Raw genomic sequence first — 19,222 nt, 5'->3', positions numbered from 1 at the left:
ATGGGACGTTCTTCTGTCGGAGTAAATGGTTTCTATGACGAACATACAGGTAAGGTCAATGTTTCCCGAACGCAAACCGGTGTCTTCAACACTAGTGGGGGCGCTGAAATTACGTTTACGGGCTTTTTTAAAGATGTTCTTCATTTAGATAGCAATGGTCAAGATGGTGGCGCACAAAATGCGAAGTTTACACTAAATGGCTTAGAAACCGAAAGGCGTACTAATACCTTTACCATTTCTGGTGTGACGATGACGTTAAAAGGTGTGACCACTGGGAATGAAGTCGTGACGTTAGATGCGTCTACTGATACTGATAAAGTCGTTGATACGATTAAAAAGTTTGTAGACGAATACAATGAACTTCTCGATTTTGTTAATGGCAAAATGACGGAAGAACGCTTTCGTGATTATAAGCCGTTAACCGATGATGAGCGTGATGCGTTATCTGAAAAGGAAATCGAAAAGTGGGAAGAGCGGGCAAGGAGTGGTTTGCTGCGTAATGATGCGACGCTTCGGACGCAATTTGACCGAATGCGAATGGATCTGTATAACCCGGTAAGTGGAGCTCTTGATTCAGCTTTTACACAGTTATCGGCGATTGGAATTACGACAACTAGTAATTATATGGACCGAGGTAAGTTAGAAATAGATGAAGACAAGCTCCGTCAAGCGATTGAACAAGATGCAGACGGGGTGTTCCAATTGTTTGCGGCCAATGGAAGTACACCGGAACAACAAGGGATTGCACGAAGAGTTCGTTCGACAGTCGACGGTGCTATTACGTCATTAGCCAATACAGCTGGTGGCTATAAAGGAAAAATTGCGAACCACCAATTTACGCTTGGCCGTAACTTAAGCTCTATTGAAACGAGGATTTCAGACTTTGAGCGACGCCTGCAACAAGTAGAGGAAAGATATTGGCGTCAATTTAATGCGATGGATGCAGCGGTGAACCGAGCGAATCAACAAGCAGAAACCTTATTTGCTCAATTATATCCACAAGGCTAAAGGAGAGAAGAAAAATGGCAACTAGTATGCAAGCGGCCTACAAACAAAATGCAATGAAGACAGCATCACCAGCTGATCTTACATTGATGCTTTATAACGGTTGTTTAAAGTTTATTAAACAAGCGAATCAAGCGATGGAATCGAATGAAATTGAAAAGCGTAACATCGCAATTACAAAAGCGCAAAACATTATTCGTGAACTAATGGTGACGTTAAAAACTGATTCTGAAGTCGGGCAAAACATGATGCGTATGTACGACTTCATTTTAAATCAACTCATTGAAGCGAATGTCAAAAGCGACCGAAAAGCATTAGAAAACGCAGCTGAACTTGTAACAGAATTTCGTGATACGTGGAAGCAGGCAATGCAATTAGACCGTCAAAATCGCCACGGTGCAGGCGGCCAAGCGTAATGTCTCCTGTCAAAGAGCTCTTTCTGCAAACGCAAGCGCTGTTTGAGTACGTCAGCCAGTCCTTCCCAAAAGAAGCGGATGAGCGAGATCGCTTTATCGCTACGATCGATGAACAGCTACAATATCGTGAGCAGCATCTTGCTAAAATAGATGCAATGAATTTATCAGAACTAGAAAAGAAGCTAGGCGAAGAACTAGTGAAATTAAATAAACGTTTGAACAAACGACTGGAAGAAGTTCGAGCAGAAATTCGCGCGAACATCACAGAGGTACAAAAGAAAAAAGAAAATGCACGCAAGTATGAAAGTCCTTATGAAGGAACTCAAACTGACGGGATCTTCTTTGACTCACGTGGTGTGTAACACTTCTTTGCAGTTGTTAAAGACTACTATGTGTTCCACACATAAAAGCCTGGTACGAGAATTCTTTCTCGTACCAGGCTTTTAACATGGAAGCGGAAAGTTCTTGGCAAGAAGCTAGAATATGGCCTGCTAAAGGACAAGATGGACAAGAAAAAGGAGGAAAGTGTCCAAGAGAGGGCTGCTAAAGGACAAGATGGACAAGAAAAAGGAGGAAAGTGTCCAAGAGAGGGCTGCTAAAGGACAAGATGAGCAAGAAAAAGGAGGAAAATGTCCTAGATACCCTGCTAAAAGACACTAAAGCTTCAGAAGCTAGAAAAAGGCTGTTTCTAAAATAGAAAGCCGCATTGGCAATAACCAATGCGGCTTTCACTGTAATATGGAAGTTTCATTAAACATAACCAGACCTGTTGCTTTTCTCCTAATTAATCATCAAGTTCTTCGTCTACGTCGAATTCTTCAAAATCCTCAAATTCTGTAAACTCAAGGTTAAATTCTTCGGCTTCTTTTATAACTGCTTCTGGAACAGTAATTTCACTGTAGCCATTGAAATTATCAAATGAAGCTTGCGTATCTGTTTTAATCGTGATTTGTTCGCCATCCATTGAGAGTTCAAAAGCCATGGACATATCCATTTTTGTTTGCATGAATGTGTCCTTTTCGATGTAAAGTGTGTAATTGAGCTCTTGAATGTCTGACATCATCATTAATTGATTAATGTCACCTGTCATCTCGTCGTGAACAAGGCCATTTAATTCTTGTGCAAAGTCTTGCAGCAAGTCAGGAGAACCTTCGACTGTAATAATATAGTGCTCTTCATCTTCTGTATAAGAGAGAAGATCAGCATTTTTTAAAAGCAGATCAAGCTGTTCGTTAGTCGAGAATTGTTCGCTCTCGAGTTCGCGAAGAGTAGCAGCAAGATCATCAGGATATGTAAACCAAGACTCTTCCATTGGATCTTTGAAGTAAAATGTGTCTTCAACCATATAAAGTTCAGTTTCACTTAGCCCTACTTCAGGCAGGTCCATACTGATTTTTTGATACATATTGAAAGGTTCTTGTGTTAATTCCATATATACAAGGATGTTTGATGAATATTGTTCATCTTGTGGCAATTCCATTTCTTGAATCATATTCATTTCGGTAGAAAGACTTTGAACATCGTTCATCGCCTCGATTGACTTTTGTAAAATTTCTTCGACCGTAAACTCTGCTTCGTTTGTTTCGTTCGGCTTAGGGTCTGTCGACTCTACTGATGTTGATTCACTGCAGGCAGATAAGGCAATAAGACCGCAGAGAATGACCAACCAGTGTTTGAAATTCCCCATGTAAGAACCCCCTTGTTTGATTTACACAACACCACCTCATTTTACCAAAGTTTTACTAATTTATATAGAGACAAAAGGTTGAAAACAGTGGAGGATGTAGCGCAAACTTTGTTTGATAACAAGGGCACAAGATATAGATGTGTGGACAAGGGGAGGATACGATATTTTGTGATTGTGATCATTAGAAAGGTTCGCGTCATCCTCCTATCTAAAAGGGCGAAGGCGAGGGCTTGCATAAAACCTCAAGAAGTGAGGCGCTTCGACACCTTTTTAACCTCATTTGCCGAGATGTATGGGGAATATGTAAAATACATAACGGCAAAAGAGTGAACGGGGACAAAAGAATGATTGATTGATTGTATAGGTTGTCGTCTTTCGTTGCCTTTTGTTTTATCCTGAATATATTGTAATAGGGAAAAAGTTGTTAGGTCAATGAAGTGTGTAAGAATAGTTCACAGCTTATTTGTACAAACTTAAAAATGATCATTTGTGGTAAGAAAAAGTCAGGTAAATTTAGGGAAAAAATAAAATGGTGTAAGCGCAACCATTTTATTCGTCGAAAACAAAGAAAATGTTGATTTTTGGCGAGTTGTCAGACTTATAATGGTTTGACAATTTTATGAGAGCGCTGTTATAGTAAAAGTGTGGAAATTACCACAGCAATTTAGTTATGAAGGGAATGTGAAAGCATGCAAGGAAAAGTAAAATGGTTTAACGCAGAAAAAGGATTTGGTTTCATCGAGCGCGAAGACGGAGACGATGTATTCGTACACTTCTCAGCAATCAACTCTGAAGGCTTCAAGTCTTTAGACGAAGGTCAAGACGTAGAATTCGAAATCGTTGAAGGTGCTCGTGGTCCTCAAGCTGCGAACGTAGTTAAGCTTTAATTCACATTCCTGTTGGAAAATGAATAATAGCTAAAACCATACAGCTCATCTCAGTTTTCTGGGATGAGCTTTTTCATAGTGTGCCCGGCATGTCTAACAGCTAGGTGGTGTAAGTCCACTACAGGCTTGGCAGTGGGAACTGTTAGCGAATGGCAAGGGTGTCTAGGGTGACCTAGAATCTGAAGGAAGCCGGACGCAAAATCTCGGGACAACGAACAGAAACTGGATATAAGGCTGGCTGGGGACGGACGAGTTTCCTATACAAAACGAAGTCCAACACTGCCCGAATCTCCTACAGTAAATCCAGTGTCTACGAGAGGAAAGCGGTTAGACTTACCCGGGGAGGTCTTACCGGGGTTTTCGAGATGAAGAAATTTCATAAGAAAACAACGAGTTCAGTGATGAGCTTGTGAACGGTAAGAAGTCAGCAGAGGTCATAGTAGTCCAGTGGATGAAGGACCGAACAATAAGAATCTTGGAACTAACGGAGGTGAGAAGTATGCATCGACCACAGAAAACATCAAAAGATGGCTACCTGCTAGAACATAAGGTGGAACCTGAACATAAAGCGGAAGCGTGCAGTATACTTCACGCTGAACCTAGAAGAAGAGATGGTGAAAGTTCAGAATTGATCAGCGAGATTATTGATCGAGATAACCTCAATAGGGCTTATAAAAGAGTCAAGAAGAACAAAGGAAAACCTGGGATAGACGGAATGACGGTAGACAAATTGCCACTATTCTTAGCCGAAGAGAGAAGGTCTCTTGTGCTTTCCATTAAAGATGGAACGTATCAACCACAACCCGTTAAGCGGGTTGAAATTCCGAAGCAGGATGGTTCAAAAAGAAAGCTAGGAATTCCCACGGTCAAAGACCGACTTGTCCAACAAGCGATTCTTCAAGTAATTGAAAAATGGATCAACCCCCATTTCTCCGAAAACAGTTTTGGCTTCCGCCCAAACCGAAGTGCTCACGACGCAATCGGAAAAGCAAAACAGTACTATGAAGAGAGATACCGATACGTGGTAGACATTGATATGAAGCAGTACTTCGATACAGTCAACCATGATAAACTCATGTATCATGTAGAGGAATTTATTCAGGACCCAATAGTGCTTAAGCTAATTCGTAAATTCCTGCGAAGTGGCATTATGATTGGTGAAAAATATGAGCCAAGCGAGGTTGGAACTCCTCAAGGAGGAAATCTATCACCGCTTCTTAGTAACGCCTATCTTCACCAACTGGACCTAGAACTAGAAAGGCGTGGTCATAAGTTTATCCGCTACGCAGATGACTGTAACATTTACGTGAAAAGCCAAAGGGCTGGAGAGAGAGTATTAAAAAGCATTACAAAATTTCTTGAAGAAAAACTAAAGCTAACGGTGAATAAGGAGAAGAGTGAAGTTGGTAAACCGACGAAACGGAAGTTTCTAGGGTTCTGTATACATCCAACAAGAAATGGAGCACAAGTCCGTCCGCATACTAAGGCGAAAAAGAGCCTCGAAGAAAAAGTAGGAAAACTAACTTCCCGCAAACGACCAGGAGAGATCCGTGAGATCATCAAGGAGGTCAACCAAGTAACTAGGGGGTGGATCAACTATTATGGGGTTGGTCTTGTGAAAACCTATGTTCAAGAAATTGATCGTTGGATACGTCGAAGGATTAGACAAATAATCTGGAAAAGGTGGAAGAAGGTTAAAACTCGCTTTAAAAGTCTTATCAAACTAAAAATCCCCAAACAAAAGGCTTGGGAGTGGGCAAACACTCGGAAAGGCTACTGGCATATTTCAAATAGTTTCATCTTAAATACCGCGATACCAAATCATCTTCTTGAACGAATTGGATTACTCAATCTTACTCAACTATATTCCTCGATAAATTCTAAACACACTTAACTTATTGAACCGCCGTATACGGACCCGTACGTACGGTGGTGTGAGAGGTCGGAGGCTAAACACCTCCTCCTACTCGATTTTTTTCCATTAGAAATGGACTAAAACGCGGCTAATGATAATAAATTATAAAGTAACAAAATTGCCATATTTTTCAGTAATTTTCATGTTTAAGAAGGAGTTTCAGTGGGGTAAATAGAAATAAGTACATAGAAAAAGGAGGAGTTGTTTATGAACTATAATATCCGTGGTGAAAATATGGAAGTAACTCCAGCGTTACGAGACTATGTAGAAAAAAAAGTCGGGAAGCTTGAGCGTTACTTCGATACAACACCGATTGCTGATGTCAACGTGCGCATGCAGGTACTAAACAATCAGCATATCATCGAAGTAACAATTCCATTACCTCAGCTCTTACTAAGAGGAGAAGAAAAGCATTCTGATATGTATGCGGCTATTGACAATGTCGTTGAGAAATTAGAACGACAAATCCGTAAACATAAAACAAAAGTTAATCGCAAGTTTCGCCAAGAGGGAAGCTTGAAATATATGTTTAAAAATGATCTAGAGCCACTAGAAAATGAGCCTGTAATAACAGATGAGCTTGAAGTGGTTCGGAAAAAACGTTTTAATTTAAAACCGATGGATGCAGAGGAAGCCATTTTACAAATGGACATGTTAGGTCATAGTTTCTTTGTTTACTCGGATGCCGTTAACGGTTCAACAAATGTTGTATATAAGCGTAAAGACGGAAAATATGGCTTGATTGAGCCTGAAGCTTAAGTTGAAAAGGAGAGTGCAGCCACACGCGGCTGTGCTCTTTTTTATTGTAGTAGCGGATGGTTACCTAACAGGAAAATATTACCACTGGAAGTAAAAGGGCGAAAGGTCGATAAAAAAGATATAAGGGTTTCCCTTCAATTAAGTTGTTCTAATTGAAAGATAATCTATGTTGGGTGAGCTTTCGCATTCTAATAAAATACAGGTGAGTTTACATGAAAACAATCATATCAAAGGGTAAAAACATTAATGAGGCGATACAACGTGGATTAATAGTACTGAATGCAACTATAGAAGACGTTACTATTGAAATCGTTCAAAATGAAGCAAAAGGTTTTTTGAAAATTGGCTCAAGAGATGCCATCGTCAAACTTATAATGAGGGATTCTGTGTTTTCTCCCAAGAGCGAAGCCTCGACTCAAACTGATTCTCATACAACTCTTGAAGACATCGTGAATCAAATCCCAACTAAAGAAACCGATTGGAATGAGCAGGAAGCAGAGCGTAACGTTGCGAATCATTTTACAGAAGAAACGGTCGGAAAAGCTTGGGTGAAAGATGGCCAATTATATGTGAAAAGTGCACCGAAACAGCTAGCGATGATTACGATCACGGATGGGGTTAAGCTTTTAAAAGACGAACAAGTTATTAAAGAAAGAAAAGTCATCGTAACCGAGAACGAGACTTATGTGTTGCAGACAAAAAATGAGCAGACTCCAACAAAATGGAGCATCAAATTGTCCCCACAGAAATTAAAGGTTCTCTTACATGTTGAGCCAGGTTATAAGTTGACTCGAAGCATTCCTGATCATAAGCCAGAAAAGCACCTTACCATTCATGCTAAACAAATCAAAGAAGCTTATAACGAATTGACCTATGACATAGTCTTGCAAAAATTACATGCTTTAAAAATTAGCCGAGGAGTAAATGAAGAGGCGATAAGAGAAGCGTCGCAAGCAAAGACACCGGGTAGTTTTGAAATTGCAACAGGGCTTGAGGCAAAACAAGGCAAAGACGGTTGGGTAGAAGCGCTTGTCCAACTAAAGATGCAACAAGGGCCGAAAGAGCTCGAAAATGGCCGTGTTGATTTTCGTGATAGTAAGGAAATTCCCTCTGTCAAAGTTGGAGAAGTAGTTGGGATTGTCCATCCTCCGATTGCTGGACAAGACGGTTGGACTGTAACGAATGAACAAATTTCTTCTAAGCCAACTTATCCAGTCAACCTTGTAATCGGGAAAGGAATGGAACTTGTAAACGAGCTATTGGTTGCAATTGAAGCCGGGCGCCCTCATTTAGAACAAAGAGGGCGTATGGTTAAGGTGAAAATATTACGTAAATTAACTCATCGCGGCAATGTTGATATTACTACCGGAAACATTCGCTTTACTGGAGACGTAGAAGTGATCGGGAACATCGACGAAAGTATGCTTGTGGAGGCAGAAGGCGATATTATTGTTCATAAGGAAGTCAATCAGGCTACGGTGACGGCCTCTGGTGCGGTTTTTTGCTACGGAAATGTTTCTGGGTCGGAACTTTCGGCTGGGAAAAACAATATGATTGTTGCAGAGCTAGGAAAGATTGTAGGCCCACTTTCATTTCAAACGGAAAACATCATCGCTGCTATTCGTCAATTAATACAATCTCCGGCCTTTAAGAACGGCGACTTTTCTATAGGAGGCCTACAGCCATTAATTCGGATTTTACTTGAGAAAAAATTTAAAAGCTTTTCTTCACTTGCGAAGAAATATGTCAAAGTTGTTAGGAAGGCCGATCGCTTTTTAGAACGTGAAGAGTGGAAAGAAGTTTCAAGTGAAATGGCACAAGTATTTTTATCAATTTCTAGTAAGCCCGTTTCAGTTGAACGAGTAGTTCAACTGTCGCAAAAACTAAAAGAGTTATATCAGGTAAGTCAAACACCTGTTGAACCTGATTCTTCTATTATCCTTCCGAGTGCAGCAAATAGTTCGCTTTTCTGTAGTGGCGACATCAGCATTACAGGAAAGGGTTGTGTAAATACAAAGATTCACGCTTCAGGACATTTAACGATAAACGGTATTGTACGGGGGGAGAAGTCTACGGCAAAATGGGCGTAATGATAAACGAAGCAGGAGCTGATTTTGGTACAGCAACAGTCATAGCAGTCCCGGCTGATCAAAAGATTCACCTCAATAAGGCGTGGGAAGGAACGATCATTAAAGTAGGTACTAAAAAATATATCTTTAAAGATACAAGAAAGCATGTTCGAGCATATCTTGATGAAGGTGATCGTTTGAGATTGAGTTAGTATAAGGAATTTATGAGTTTTTTAGGATTTAAAAGGAAGGGGACGAAAAGCGAGTACTTGTCGTTGCCTTTTCTATTTAAAAAGGCAAAGGGCGCCTTTTAAAAGATTCTTGGGGATTTCGAAGAAGGCAATGGCTCCGCACGATGCGCGCTTTTTAGAGAAGGGCACTCATAAAAGGCTTAAGGGAAGGCATCGGCTGCGCTCATTGCTTAAGAGTTATTTTAAAAAGGCAAAGGGCGCCTTTTAAAAGATTCTTGAGGGATTTCGAAGAAGGCAATGGCTCCGCACGATGCGCACCTTTTATGAGAAGGGCACTCATAAAAGGCTTAAGGGAAGGCACCGGCTGCGCTCATTGCTTAAGAGTTATTTTAAAAAGGCAAAGGGCGCCTTTTTAAAATAACTCTTTATACAATCGATTCTCCATTAAGACTGTATCTATTGGGCATTCGTCGGCGTCGCGGCCGTATTGCCAGGCCCAGACGTTGGCGTCGCAGTCGGGGCGATTTGGGGTGAATTGTCTTGGGGCGTTTTGTTTTGTGGTTGTTCCTGGCTCTGGTTCGGCGCTCCAGATGACGCTTTGTTGGCGAACGATAGGGTTGGCAGCAGCTGCTTCGCAGAAAGCGGCGTTAAATGGTCCTTCATCAGGGTCAGCATAGATGCCTGGGCGATATGGGCTGTTATATAGTGTTTCAACCCATGCAGTTAGCCAGGCTGCGTCTGTATCAAAAAATCGTTCGACATTTGCAAACAAAAAACTTCCTTCTTCTATACCAAGTTGACGTGCTTTAAAAATGGCATTGCGAGCGGCGACCGCACCGGCGCGTTCACCGACGGCTGCACTGAAATTATTATAAATCGTCATAATTTTCATACCGCGATCATGAATCAATTGTACTTCTTCAAGGGTAAGTCCCTCACTCACATTTGGAATTGTTGATAAGTAACGGCCCCAAAAATCTGGTTGGCCAAAATTTCCTACGACGCACTCGTACAAGTCTTCTGTTACGGCAGCGGCGGAATCTACTCCCCAGTTTAAAATTCGCATAATATCCCTCCTCATGCTTACCTTATGCGGTAAAAGCGGAGGGAGCAACTCTCGTTTTACAAATAAATGAGGCAATTTAGATTGAATGTAAGAGTCTTATCACTAGCCCATTTTATCTGCAGATTTTAATCTTCATATATAAAGGTAAATCGTCACAACACCCAAGTTTTCCTTTTCTGCTTCCTTGGTCAGAAAGATCGTAGAGGAAATTGACGAGCTTCGACATATTTGTCAAGAGGGTGTCCCTTGTAAGACCTGTTTTTACCTGATAAAATTAAAGCTAGTGAAAATGCGTCATGCTCGTTGGAAAGTAGGACGAGCTGAAAAAAGAGAGGGCGAATTGGATGTTAGGTTTACTTAAAAAAGTGATCGGTGATCCGAGTCAGCGACAAGTGAAGAAGAATGAAAAAATCGTTGGCCAAGTTGAAGCATTAGCTTCAGATATAAAGAAGCTTTCAGATGAGGAGCTTCGTGCGAAAACAGCAGAGTTCAAAGAGCGTTGCCAAAAAGGGGAATCGCTTGATGATTTATTAGTCGAAGCGTTTGCAGTTGTCAGAGAAGCTTCGACCCGTGTCCTTAACATGACTCCTTATCCAGTGCAGATACTAGGTGCGATTGCACTCCATCAAGGAAACATTGCGGAAATGAAAACAGGTGAAGGGAAAACGCTTGTTGGAACATTAGCGGTTTACTTAAATGCCTTATCAGAAAAAGGAGTCCATGTTGTTACGGTCAATGAATATTTAGCACGTCGTGACTTTGAAATCATGGGAGAGCTTTTCCGTTTCTTAGGATTAACAGTTGGATTAAATGCCTCTGATCTTTCGAAAGATGAAAAACGAGAAGCGTATTTAGCAGATGTTACATACAGCACAAACAACGAATTAGGATTTGATTATTTACGTGATAACATGGTGCTTTACAAAGAGCAAATGGTACAACGCCCGCTTCATTTTGCTTTAGTCGATGAAGTGGACTCGATTTTAATTGACGAGGCGCGAACACCGTTAATTATTTCGGGTTCTGTAGAGCGTTCAACTCAGCTTTATCAACAAGCGAACTCATTCGTTCGCGTCTTAAAAAATGAAGAAGACTACACGTTTGATGAAAAAACAAAAAATGTTCAATTAACCGAAGAAGGTGTTAATAAAGCGGAGCGTGCGTTTGGCATTGAAAACCTTTATGATCAAAAGCATGTGCAGCTTAACCATCATTTAAATCAATCATTAAAAGCCCACGTTGTGATGCATCGTGATACTGATTATGTGATTGAAGACGGGGAAGTCGTGATCGTTGACCAATTTACAGGACGTCTAATGAAAGGACGTCGCTATAGCGATGGCTTACACCAAGCGATTGAAGCAAAAGAAGGCATGCAGATTCAAAAGGAAAGCATGACGCTTGCGTCGATTACGTTCCAAAACTACTTCCGTAAATACCAAAAGCTTGCCGGAATGACGGGTACAGCAAAAACCGAGGAAGAAGAGTTCCGTAACATTTACGGAATGGACGTTATGGTTATTCCAACGAATAAACCAATTGCCCGTGACGATAAACCAGATTTGATTTTCAAGACGATGCAAGCGAAGTTTAAAGCCGTTGTCAATGAAATCGACGAGAAGTACAAGAGTGGCCAGCCTGTTCTAGTTGGTACAGTTAGCGTTGAAACATCAGAGCTTGTCTCAAGCCTCCTGAAAAAACGTAAAATCCCGCATCATGTTTTAAATGCGAAAAACCATGAGAGAGAAGCGGAGATTATTGAAGGAGCAGGTCAAAAAGGCGCTGTAACGATTGCAACAAATATGGCTGGTCGTGGAACAGACATTAAGTTAGGAGAAGGCGTACTTGAATTGGGCGGACTTCACGTACTAGGTACAGAGCGTCATGAGAGTCGTCGAATTGACAACCAGCTACGTGGACGTTCTGGTCGTCAAGGAGATCCGGGATCGACGCAATTTTATTTATCGATGGAAGATGAATTGATGCGCCGTTTCGGTTCAGAGCGTATGGGCGCAATGATGGATCGCCTTGGCATGGAAGAGGATGAGCCGATCGAAAGCAAGCTTGTGTCTCGTGCCGTTGAAACAGCGCAAAAACGTGTAGAAGGTAATAACTTTGATGCACGTAAACAAATTCTTCAATATGATGATGTTATGCGTGAACAACGTGAGATCATCTACAAACAACGTATGGAAGTTCTCGAGTCCGAGAATCTACGTTCGATTGTAGAGAAAATGATCAAATCTGTCATTGAGCGTACGGTTCAATTGCACACACCGGATTCTGAAGTGCCGGAGGACTGGGACCTTTCAGCGATCGTCAATTACATGAAAGCGAATCTACTAAATGAAGACGATCTAACGGAGAAAGACTTAAAAGGCAAAGATCCTGAGGAAATGGTTGATCTTATCGTTGAAAAAGTAACGGCTAACTACAACGAAAAAGAAGAGCAGTTTACACCTGAGCATATGCGCGAATTTGAAAAAGTGATCATGCTTCGTACGGTCGATCGTAAGTGGATGAATCACATTGACCAAATGGACCAACTTCGCCAAGGGATTCATTTACGTGCTTACGGACAAAATGATCCGCTTCGTGAATACCGCTTTGAAGGCTTTGAAATGTTTGAAGCAATGGTCGATTCCATTGAAGAAGAAGTGGCAATGTACATCATGAAAGCGCAAGTGCAGCAAAACCTTGAACGTCAAAAAGTAGCAGAAGGTAAAGCAATGCAGCAAAACACAGAGCAGCAACCGAAAAAGCGCAAGCCAATCCGTAAAGGAGTAACGGTTGGACGAAACGATCCTTGTACGTGCGGAAGCGGAAAGAAATACAAAAACTGCTGCGGAACAGCACAATAATAATAACAATAATATAGAAAGAGTTGGATGAGTCAGAGGAGATCTGGCTCATCCTCCTGAGGTGAGAAGATGGAATTAGTAGAAATCAAGCAAGAACTTTCCCAAGTGGAAAAACGACTAAATGAATTTAGGGGGTCTCTTTGACCTCGATGAGAAGCAAGAGCGTATTGCTGAATTGGACGAAAAAATGACCGATCCAGATTTCTGGAACGATCAAGATGCAGCGCAAGTAGTTATTAATGAAGCAAATGCGTTGAAGGAGCAAGTGAATACATTTTTACAGTTAGCAGAGAAGTTTGAAGATCTTGAAGTTTCATATGACTTAGTCAAAGAAGAGCCTGATGAAGATCTGCAGCAAGAGCTTGAAGTTGGGGTAAAAGCTCTTTCTCAGGAGATGAATGATTTTGAACTTCAGCTTTTACTGAGTGAGCCATATGATAAGAACAATGCAATTCTAGAGCTTCACCCTGGTGCTGGCGGAACGGAGTCTCAAGACTGGGCGTCGATGTTGCTTCGTATGTACACGCGTTGGGCAGAAGACAAAAGCTTTAAAGTTGAAACACTTGATTATTTACCGGGCGATGAAGCTGGTGTGAAAAGTGTTACCCTCTTAATCAAAGGGCATAACGCCTACGGTTATTTAAAAGCAGAAAAAGGTGTTCATCGCTTAGTGCGAATTTCACCATTTGACTCATCGGGTCGCCGTCACACGTCGTTCGTTTCATGTGAGATCATGCCGGAGCTTGATGATAATGTCGAAATTGATATATCACCAGAAGATTTAAAAATTGATACGTACCGTGCAAGCGGAGCTGGTGGTCAGCATATTAACACGACTGACTCAGCTGTTCGTATTACGCACGTACCGACCAACACCGTTGTGACGTGTCAAACGGAACGGTCACAAATTAAAAACCGCGAACGCGCAATGAAAATGATGAAAGCAAAGCTTTATCAATTGGAAATTGAAAAGCAACAAGCGGAGCTAGCGGAAATTCGTGGTGAGCAAAAAGAAATCGGCTGGGGAAGCCAGATTCGCTCATATGTTTTCCATCCATACAGCATGGTGAAGGATCACCGTACAGGGTATGAAGTTGGAAACACAAACTCTGTCATGGATGGAGACCTTGATGGTTTTATTGATGCATATCTGCGCTTAGCGTTAGGGCAATAATAAGAGGAAGTCACCTTTTTAGGTGACTTTTTCTCGTTAAGAGAGCTCTTGTTACGGTTTTAAATAAGGAAATATCTCGAATATACTTCACTCCATCACCGTGTTAGCACGGTCTCATTTACAGAATATGAAAGCTAATGCTATACTACGCAAGGATTATTTGGACATTCTATACGTAAGGAGTGACTGTTATGATGATGAAGCAACGAAGAGGGCAACCGCCACCAAGTCGGACTAAGCAATTACTATTGGATTATACATATATTTTAGTCGGTGCAGCGATTGTCGCGATTGCATTTAATTTATTTTTGCTTCCAAATAAAATTGCTTCTGGTGGAGTGAGCGGGATTAGTACGATTGTCGCTCACCTTTTCGGTATTGAACCAGCGTTTACCCAGTGGTCGCTGAATATACCATTATTTATCCTTGGTATTTTATTGCTAGGAGGATTTAAATACGGCTTAAAAACGTTAATAGGTACCGCTTTTTTACCATTAATTGTTTATGTAACGAGAGACTGGTCGGTTGGCTTTGAAGATCCGCTTCTTGGAGCATTATTTGGCGGGATCGGTGTTGGGCTCGGGATTGGTATTGTCTTTCGAGCAAGTGCGAGTACGGGAGGGACCGATTTAGCAGCACAAATTATTCAGAAATATTCAGGTCTTTCGCTCGGATTCGCCGTTTTTCTAATTGATGGATTAATAGTTATTACGTCAGCCGTCGCTTTTGGGATTGAACTTGCCCTTTATGCATTAATTAGTTTATTTGTTACTGGAAAAACGGTTGATATTGTACAAATGGGGGTAGGCTATGCAAAGATAGCTCTCATTATTTCTAACCATCAAGAAGAAGTTCGGCAAGTTCTACTGCGAGACATTGATCGTGGTGTGACGAAATTAAGCGGTTATGGAGGATATACGAACGAAGAACGCGATGTTCTCATGTGTGTTGTCCATCAAACCGAGGTCACAAAATTGAAACAAGTAGTCAAAATGGTTGATCCAAAAGCGTTTGTCATTGTTTCTAACGCGACAGAAGTTCTCGGGGAAGGGTTTAAACGAGCTTAAAACATCAAAAGAGGGTTATAATACTGAATGGAGTTACTCCTTAATTTTCCAAGAAAGGAGGGAGAAGACATGAAGAAATTTCTACTTGCACTTGGCTTAGTAACGGCGCTAACAGCATGTGGTGGTGGTGATGAAGCGGCTCCTGCTCCTGAGGAAGCAGCGCCAGAAGAAGCACCAGCAGATGAAGCAGCGGTGGAAGAAGCAACAGGTGATTTCGATGCGACTGCGGCTCGTGAACAATACGAAGCAAGCTGTATTAGCTGTCACGGTGGAAACTTAGAAGGAGCTATGGGTCCTGCTTTAGCTGGAGAGGGACATACTGCTGAGCAAATTCTAAACGTTATCCAAAATGGACAAGGAACAATGCCTGCTATTAACATTCCTGCTGAAGACGCAGAAAACTTAGCTAGATGGATTGAATCGCAATAATATCGAAACAATCTTATCTCAAAAAAGCCATCTTCTGAAAAAGAAAGATGGTTTTTTTTGGTTTTATTACAAGATCTTTTAACAACTTGAAATGAAATTGTAACATAAATGATCCACCTATTTATTTGTTTAGGTGTTATAATGATTTAGGAAACGACAGAAGTACCGAAAATCCAACATGTTTTTTTGTCTGGACAAGCTACGATCCTGTGCTTCAACGTTAGCACAAGTAAGAAGAAACGCAGGGATGTGAAAAAATGATTGAAATGAAAGACGTATGGAAAGCCTACCCAAATAACGTTAAAGCGATAAATGGGATCTCGATTTCGATCGATAAAGGTGAATTTATTTATGTCGTTGGTCCAAGTGGAGCAGGGAAATCGACGTTCATTAAAATGATGTATCGTGAAGAAAAACCGACAAAGGGCGACATCTTCATAGATAAAACGAATCTTGCAAAGCTAAAGGAAAGAGAAATTCCTGCTTTAAGAAGAAGAATGGGAGTCGTATTCCAAGACTTTAAATTACTCCCAAGTCTATCAGTCTATGAGAATGTAGCATTTGCTTTAGAAGTTATAGAAGAAAATCCAAGTGTGATTAAACGAAAAGTAATGGATGTTTTAGATGTTGTTAGGTTGAAGAACAAAGCAAGAGCTTTGCCGCATGAGTTATCAGGGGGAGAGCAGCAACGAGTAGCAATTGCTCGTGCCATTGTCAACAGCCCGGAAGTACTGATAGCCGATGAGCCTACAGGAAATCTAGATCCAGACACAGCTTGGGAAATTATGGACATCTTAGATGATATCAACCACCGTGGGACAACAATTATTATGGCAACTCATAATAAAGATATTGTTAACACAATTAAAAAACGTGTCATTGCCATTGAAGGTGGACGAGTTGTCCGAGATGAAGTAAGGGGGAGCTACGGCTATGAAGCTTAGAACCCTCGGACGGCATGTTCGAGAAGGTACACGAAATTTAGGTAGAAATGGTTGGATGACCTTTGCATCAATTAGTGCCGTTGCAGTGATGCTTTTTGTTGTCGGAGTGTTCATTTTGCTTATTATGAACGTCAACAATATTGCAACTGGTATTGAAGAGGATGTTGAGATAAAAGTATATATTGAATTAACAGCAACAGAAGAGGACCAGGCAGAGCTGCTGGCAGAAATAGAGCAAATTCCTAACATCGAATCGATTACGTATGTCGATAAAGAGGAAGGCTTAGATCAACTGATTGATAGTTTACAAGAAAGTGGAGAAGTGTTCGAGTCAATTCGCGAAGAAAACCCACTGAATGATTCCTTTGTTGTTCGTTCCACAACGCCTCAATTAACAGAACAAGTTGCTAGTAATATTGAGCCTCTTGAGAATGTGGAGCGTGTCAATTATGGAAGTGATTATGTTGATCGGTTGTTCACAGCTACGAGTTTAATACGCACAGGTGGATTAATTCTCGTTGTCGGTATGATGTTTACAGCGATGTTTCTAATCGCTAATACGATTAAGATAACGATTGTAGCAAGAAAAAGAGAGATTCAAATTATGAAACTCGTTGGAGCTACAAATGGTTTCATTCGTTGGCCATTTTTTGTGGAAGGTATGCTACTTGGGATACTAGGAGCGCTTATTCCTATTATCGTCATTGTATTTGGTTACTCGTATATCTTTACTAATCTAGGTGCGCGTATTGAAATAATGTTCATCTCGTTACTTCCTGTCTTCCCACACGTGTGGCAAATTGCAGGATTGCTGCTTTTGATTGGGGCATTTATCGGTATCTGGGGAAGCATGATGTCGGTTCGTAAATTCTTAAAAGTATAAGAAGCTGTTCAAAAAGGCAAACCGCCTTTTTGAACAACTACATAACAAGTTGAAAAAGGTTGAGGAGGAGCAGCTGGATGAAAAGGAAACTTGGGCTTATCGCCTTAGCGGTAATATTAACAGCGGGTTCTTTTGGGTTTAACCCGAAGGCACTAGCGAATACTGAACTCAAAAACCAAATATCAGATGTAGAAAAAGAACGTGCAGAAGTTAAAGCGAAACAACAAAAGAAAGAATCTGAAATTGAAAAGTTACAAGAGGAAATGAATGATATTACAGCTGAAATTCAGGCTATAGATGAAGCTGTAGCGGAAACAAATCAAAAGATTCGAGATAAACGTGCTGAAATTGAAGAAGTTCAAGAAAAAATTGAGGAACTTCAAGAAGAAATTAAAATTTTAGAAGAACGAATTGCAGAACGAGATGAACTTCTAAAAGAACGTGCTCGCTCTATGTATCAAACAGGTGGCTCGGTTAACTATTTAGAAGTTATTTTAGGTGCGCAAACGTTTAGTGATTTTCTTGATCGTGTTAGTGCATTATCAATTATTGCTACACAAGATCGTAACATCTTAGATGCACATATTGAAGATCACCTTCAATTGGAAGAAGCAAAAGCAGAAGTAGAAGTACAATTAGAAAAATTAGAATCTCACTTAGCAGAACTTGAAGTGTTAATGGCTGATCTAGAAGCACAACGTCAAGAGAAAGACCGTATTATGGGACAGCTTCAGTCAACAGAAGGTGAGTTACACGCAGACCTTGAAGGTCTTGAAGGCGAAGAAGACATTCTGCGTAATCAAGAACAAGCCTTAAAACAAGAGCTTGCTGCATTTGAAGCAGAGGAAAAACGCAAAAAAGAAGAAGAAGAGCGTAAACGTAAGGAAGCAGAAGAATTAGCTTCTCGTAGTGCTAGCTCAAGTAGTTCTTCGAGCAGTTCAAGCTCGAACTCGAGTTCAAATTCTTCAAGCTCTTCAAGCTCAAACAGTGGTTCATCACAAGTTCATAGTGCTCCTCCTGTAACAGGATCTGGCTTTATGCGTCCGGCTACTGGATCTATCACATCTGGATTTGGCCCTCGTGCGTTCTCAGGTGGACGTATGCACTACGGAATAGATATCGGAAAAAATGGTCGTACGGGTGACGTACCAGTTGTAGCGGTTCAAGATGGTACAGTTGTTCAATCCTATTATTCAAATAGTTATGGAAATACTGTAATCATTGCGCACCAAGTAAATGGTCGTTTAGTTACAACTTTATATGCACACTTAGAAAACAGAGAAGTATCTTCAGGACAACGTGTTTCTAAAGGACAACGTCTTGGTTTAATGGGGAACACTGGACATTCATTTGGAGCTCACCTTCACTTTGAGGTTCATGAAGGCGGATGGAACGGCTCAGCGAATGCAGTAGATCCTATGCGTTATTTACCCTAAATAAAATGATATAAACCTCACCGCATGAAAAAAGTGGTGAGGTTTTGACTTATTTTCGGTTGTTTACTACAATGAAGGAAATGGGTCATTAGAGGATTGGCATCGGCTGCGCTCATTGCATAGATCCAATCCCAAAAGGTAAAAAGCGACTTTTTGGAGGGGAATCATCGAGGAATGGCAATGGCTCCGTTCAGCTAGCGCGCTTTTTATGAGAAGGGCGCTCATAAAAAGCTTAAGGGAAGGCATCGGCTACGCTCATTGCATAACTCGTCCATTTATGCATACATTAATGTAGGGATGTTTTTGGGTTTTGGTATTTTTATGTTTATTTAGAATGGTATAGGCATTGCACGGTTTGTGTGGTGCCTTTTGCTTTCATTTTTAGTGCTTGGATTTAATTCTGGTTGTAGGTAAAGCATGTTTTAGACATAGT

17 protein-coding genes are annotated in these 19,222 nt (G+C 40.9%); 15 read left to right on the top strand and 2 right to left on the bottom strand.

Annotated features, from left to right (window positions below; translation table 11 throughout):
• The 3 genes from fliD to fliT are packed head-to-tail and all read left to right on the top strand — an operon-like array spanning nt 1 to nt 1,783.
• Entirely contained in the window at nt 1–1,008 is a 1,008-nt protein-coding gene (gene fliD, locus BkAM31D_RS19070) for a flagellar filament capping protein FliD (RefSeq protein WP_085449823.1), read from the top strand.
• Between the two features lie 14 nt (nt 1,009–1,022).
• The gene (gene fliS / locus BkAM31D_RS19065) at nt 1,023–1,421 is read left to right on the top strand and encodes a flagellar export chaperone FliS (protein WP_066160528.1); all 399 of its coding nucleotides are present in this window, start codon (nt 1,023–1,025) and stop codon (nt 1,419–1,421) included.
• Nucleotides 1,421–1,783 carry a flagellar protein FliT gene (fliT, locus tag BkAM31D_RS19060; RefSeq protein ID WP_066160526.1) on the top strand — a complete coding sequence of 121 codons (363 nt, stop codon included), beginning with the start codon at nt 1,421–1,423 and terminating at the stop codon, nt 1,781–1,783. The genes fliS and fliT overlap by 1 nt, the downstream gene beginning before the upstream one ends.
• A 422-nt stretch (nt 1,784–2,205) precedes the next feature.
• Here fliT and BkAM31D_RS19055 read toward each other — a convergent pair whose 3' ends face one another.
• Nucleotides 2,206–3,108 carry a DUF6612 family protein gene (locus BkAM31D_RS19055; protein WP_066160523.1) on the bottom strand — a complete coding sequence of 301 codons (903 nt, stop codon included), beginning with the start codon at nt 3,106–3,108 and terminating at the stop codon, nt 2,206–2,208.
• A 689-nt stretch (nt 3,109–3,797) separates the two neighbouring features.
• Here BkAM31D_RS19055 and BkAM31D_RS19045 point away from each other — a divergent pair.
• From BkAM31D_RS19045 to BkAM31D_RS24525, 5 genes are all read left to right on the top strand, one after another.
• The gene (locus tag BkAM31D_RS19045) at nt 3,798–3,995 is read left to right on the top strand and encodes a cold shock domain-containing protein (protein ID WP_012960443.1); all 198 of its coding nucleotides are present in this window, start codon (nt 3,798–3,800) and stop codon (nt 3,993–3,995) included.
• Between the two features lie 499 nt (nt 3,996–4,494).
• Nucleotides 4,495–5,889, top strand: coding sequence for a group II intron reverse transcriptase/maturase (ltrA, locus tag BkAM31D_RS19040; protein ID WP_085449804.1), 1,395 nt, complete (start codon nt 4,495–4,497; stop codon nt 5,887–5,889).
• A gap of 228 nt (nt 5,890–6,117) precedes the next feature.
• Entirely contained in the window at nt 6,118–6,669 is a 552-nt protein-coding gene (hpf, locus tag BkAM31D_RS19035) for a ribosome hibernation-promoting factor, HPF/YfiA family (protein ID WP_066156898.1), read from the top strand.
• A 212-nt stretch (nt 6,670–6,881) separates the two neighbouring features.
• Complete coding sequence (locus tag BkAM31D_RS19030; protein ID WP_257391598.1) at nt 6,882–8,759, top strand: FapA family protein; 1,878 nt, start codon at nt 6,882–6,884, stop codon at nt 8,757–8,759.
• Nucleotides 8,750–8,950, top strand: a complete 201-nt coding sequence (locus BkAM31D_RS24525) for a hypothetical protein (RefSeq protein ID WP_257391597.1) — start codon at nt 8,750–8,752, stop codon at nt 8,948–8,950. Before BkAM31D_RS19030 ends, BkAM31D_RS24525 begins: the two co-directional genes overlap by 10 nt.
• A 391-nt stretch (nt 8,951–9,341) precedes the next feature.
• Here the strand turns inward: BkAM31D_RS24525 and BkAM31D_RS19025 are convergent, their stop codons facing one another.
• Complete coding sequence (locus BkAM31D_RS19025; RefSeq protein WP_169801131.1) at nt 9,342–9,995, bottom strand: glycoside hydrolase domain-containing protein; 654 nt, start codon at nt 9,993–9,995, stop codon at nt 9,342–9,344.
• Between the two features lie 344 nt (nt 9,996–10,339).
• Here BkAM31D_RS19025 and secA point away from each other — a divergent pair, with 344 nt between their 5' ends.
• The 7 genes from secA to BkAM31D_RS18990 all read left to right on the top strand — a co-directional run bounded on the left by secA (nt 10,340) and on the right by BkAM31D_RS18990 (nt 18,789).
• The gene (secA, locus tag BkAM31D_RS19020; protein ID WP_066156886.1) at nt 10,340–12,856 is read left to right on the top strand and encodes a preprotein translocase subunit SecA; all 2,517 of its coding nucleotides are present in this window, start codon (nt 10,340–10,342) and stop codon (nt 12,854–12,856) included.
• Nucleotides 12,857–12,925: 69 nt separating this feature from the next.
• Nucleotides 12,926–14,030, top strand: a protein-coding gene (prfB, locus tag BkAM31D_RS19015) for a peptide chain release factor 2 (RefSeq protein ID WP_157076858.1) whose coding sequence is annotated in 2 segments (ribosomal slippage) — nt 12,926–12,997 and nt 12,999–14,030 — 1,104 coding nt in all. Because the reading frame shifts where the segments join, the coding sequence is not laid out codon by codon here.
• Between the two features lie 194 nt (nt 14,031–14,224).
• Entirely contained in the window at nt 14,225–15,097 is an 873-nt protein-coding gene (locus tag BkAM31D_RS19010) for a YitT family protein (RefSeq protein WP_066156955.1), read from the top strand.
• Nucleotides 15,098–15,166: 69 nt separating this feature from the next.
• Entirely contained in the window at nt 15,167–15,526 is a 360-nt protein-coding gene (locus BkAM31D_RS19005; protein ID WP_066156884.1) for a c-type cytochrome, read from the top strand.
• A gap of 257 nt (nt 15,527–15,783) precedes the next feature.
• On the top strand, nt 15,784–16,470 hold the full coding sequence (gene ftsE / locus BkAM31D_RS19000) for a cell division ATP-binding protein FtsE (RefSeq protein WP_066156882.1): 687 nt from the start codon (nt 15,784–15,786) through the stop codon (nt 16,468–16,470).
• Entirely contained in the window at nt 16,460–17,353 is an 894-nt protein-coding gene (gene ftsX, locus BkAM31D_RS18995) for a permease-like cell division protein FtsX (RefSeq protein WP_066156875.1), read from the top strand. The genes ftsE and ftsX overlap by 11 nt, the downstream gene beginning before the upstream one ends.
• 77 nt (nt 17,354–17,430) lie before the next feature.
• Nucleotides 17,431–18,789, top strand: a complete 1,359-nt coding sequence (locus BkAM31D_RS18990) for a murein hydrolase activator EnvC family protein (protein WP_066156866.1) — start codon at nt 17,431–17,433, stop codon at nt 18,787–18,789.
• Nucleotides 18,790–19,222: the final 433 nt, after the last annotated feature.

It is taken from the genome of Halalkalibacter krulwichiae (genome assembly GCF_002109385.1).
Classification (GTDB): Bacteria; Bacillota; Bacilli; order Bacillales; family Bacillaceae_D; genus Halalkalibacter; species Halalkalibacter krulwichiae.
Note: the sequence above shows the minus strand (reverse complement) of the source record. Positions and strands in the feature narration are given on the sequence as shown.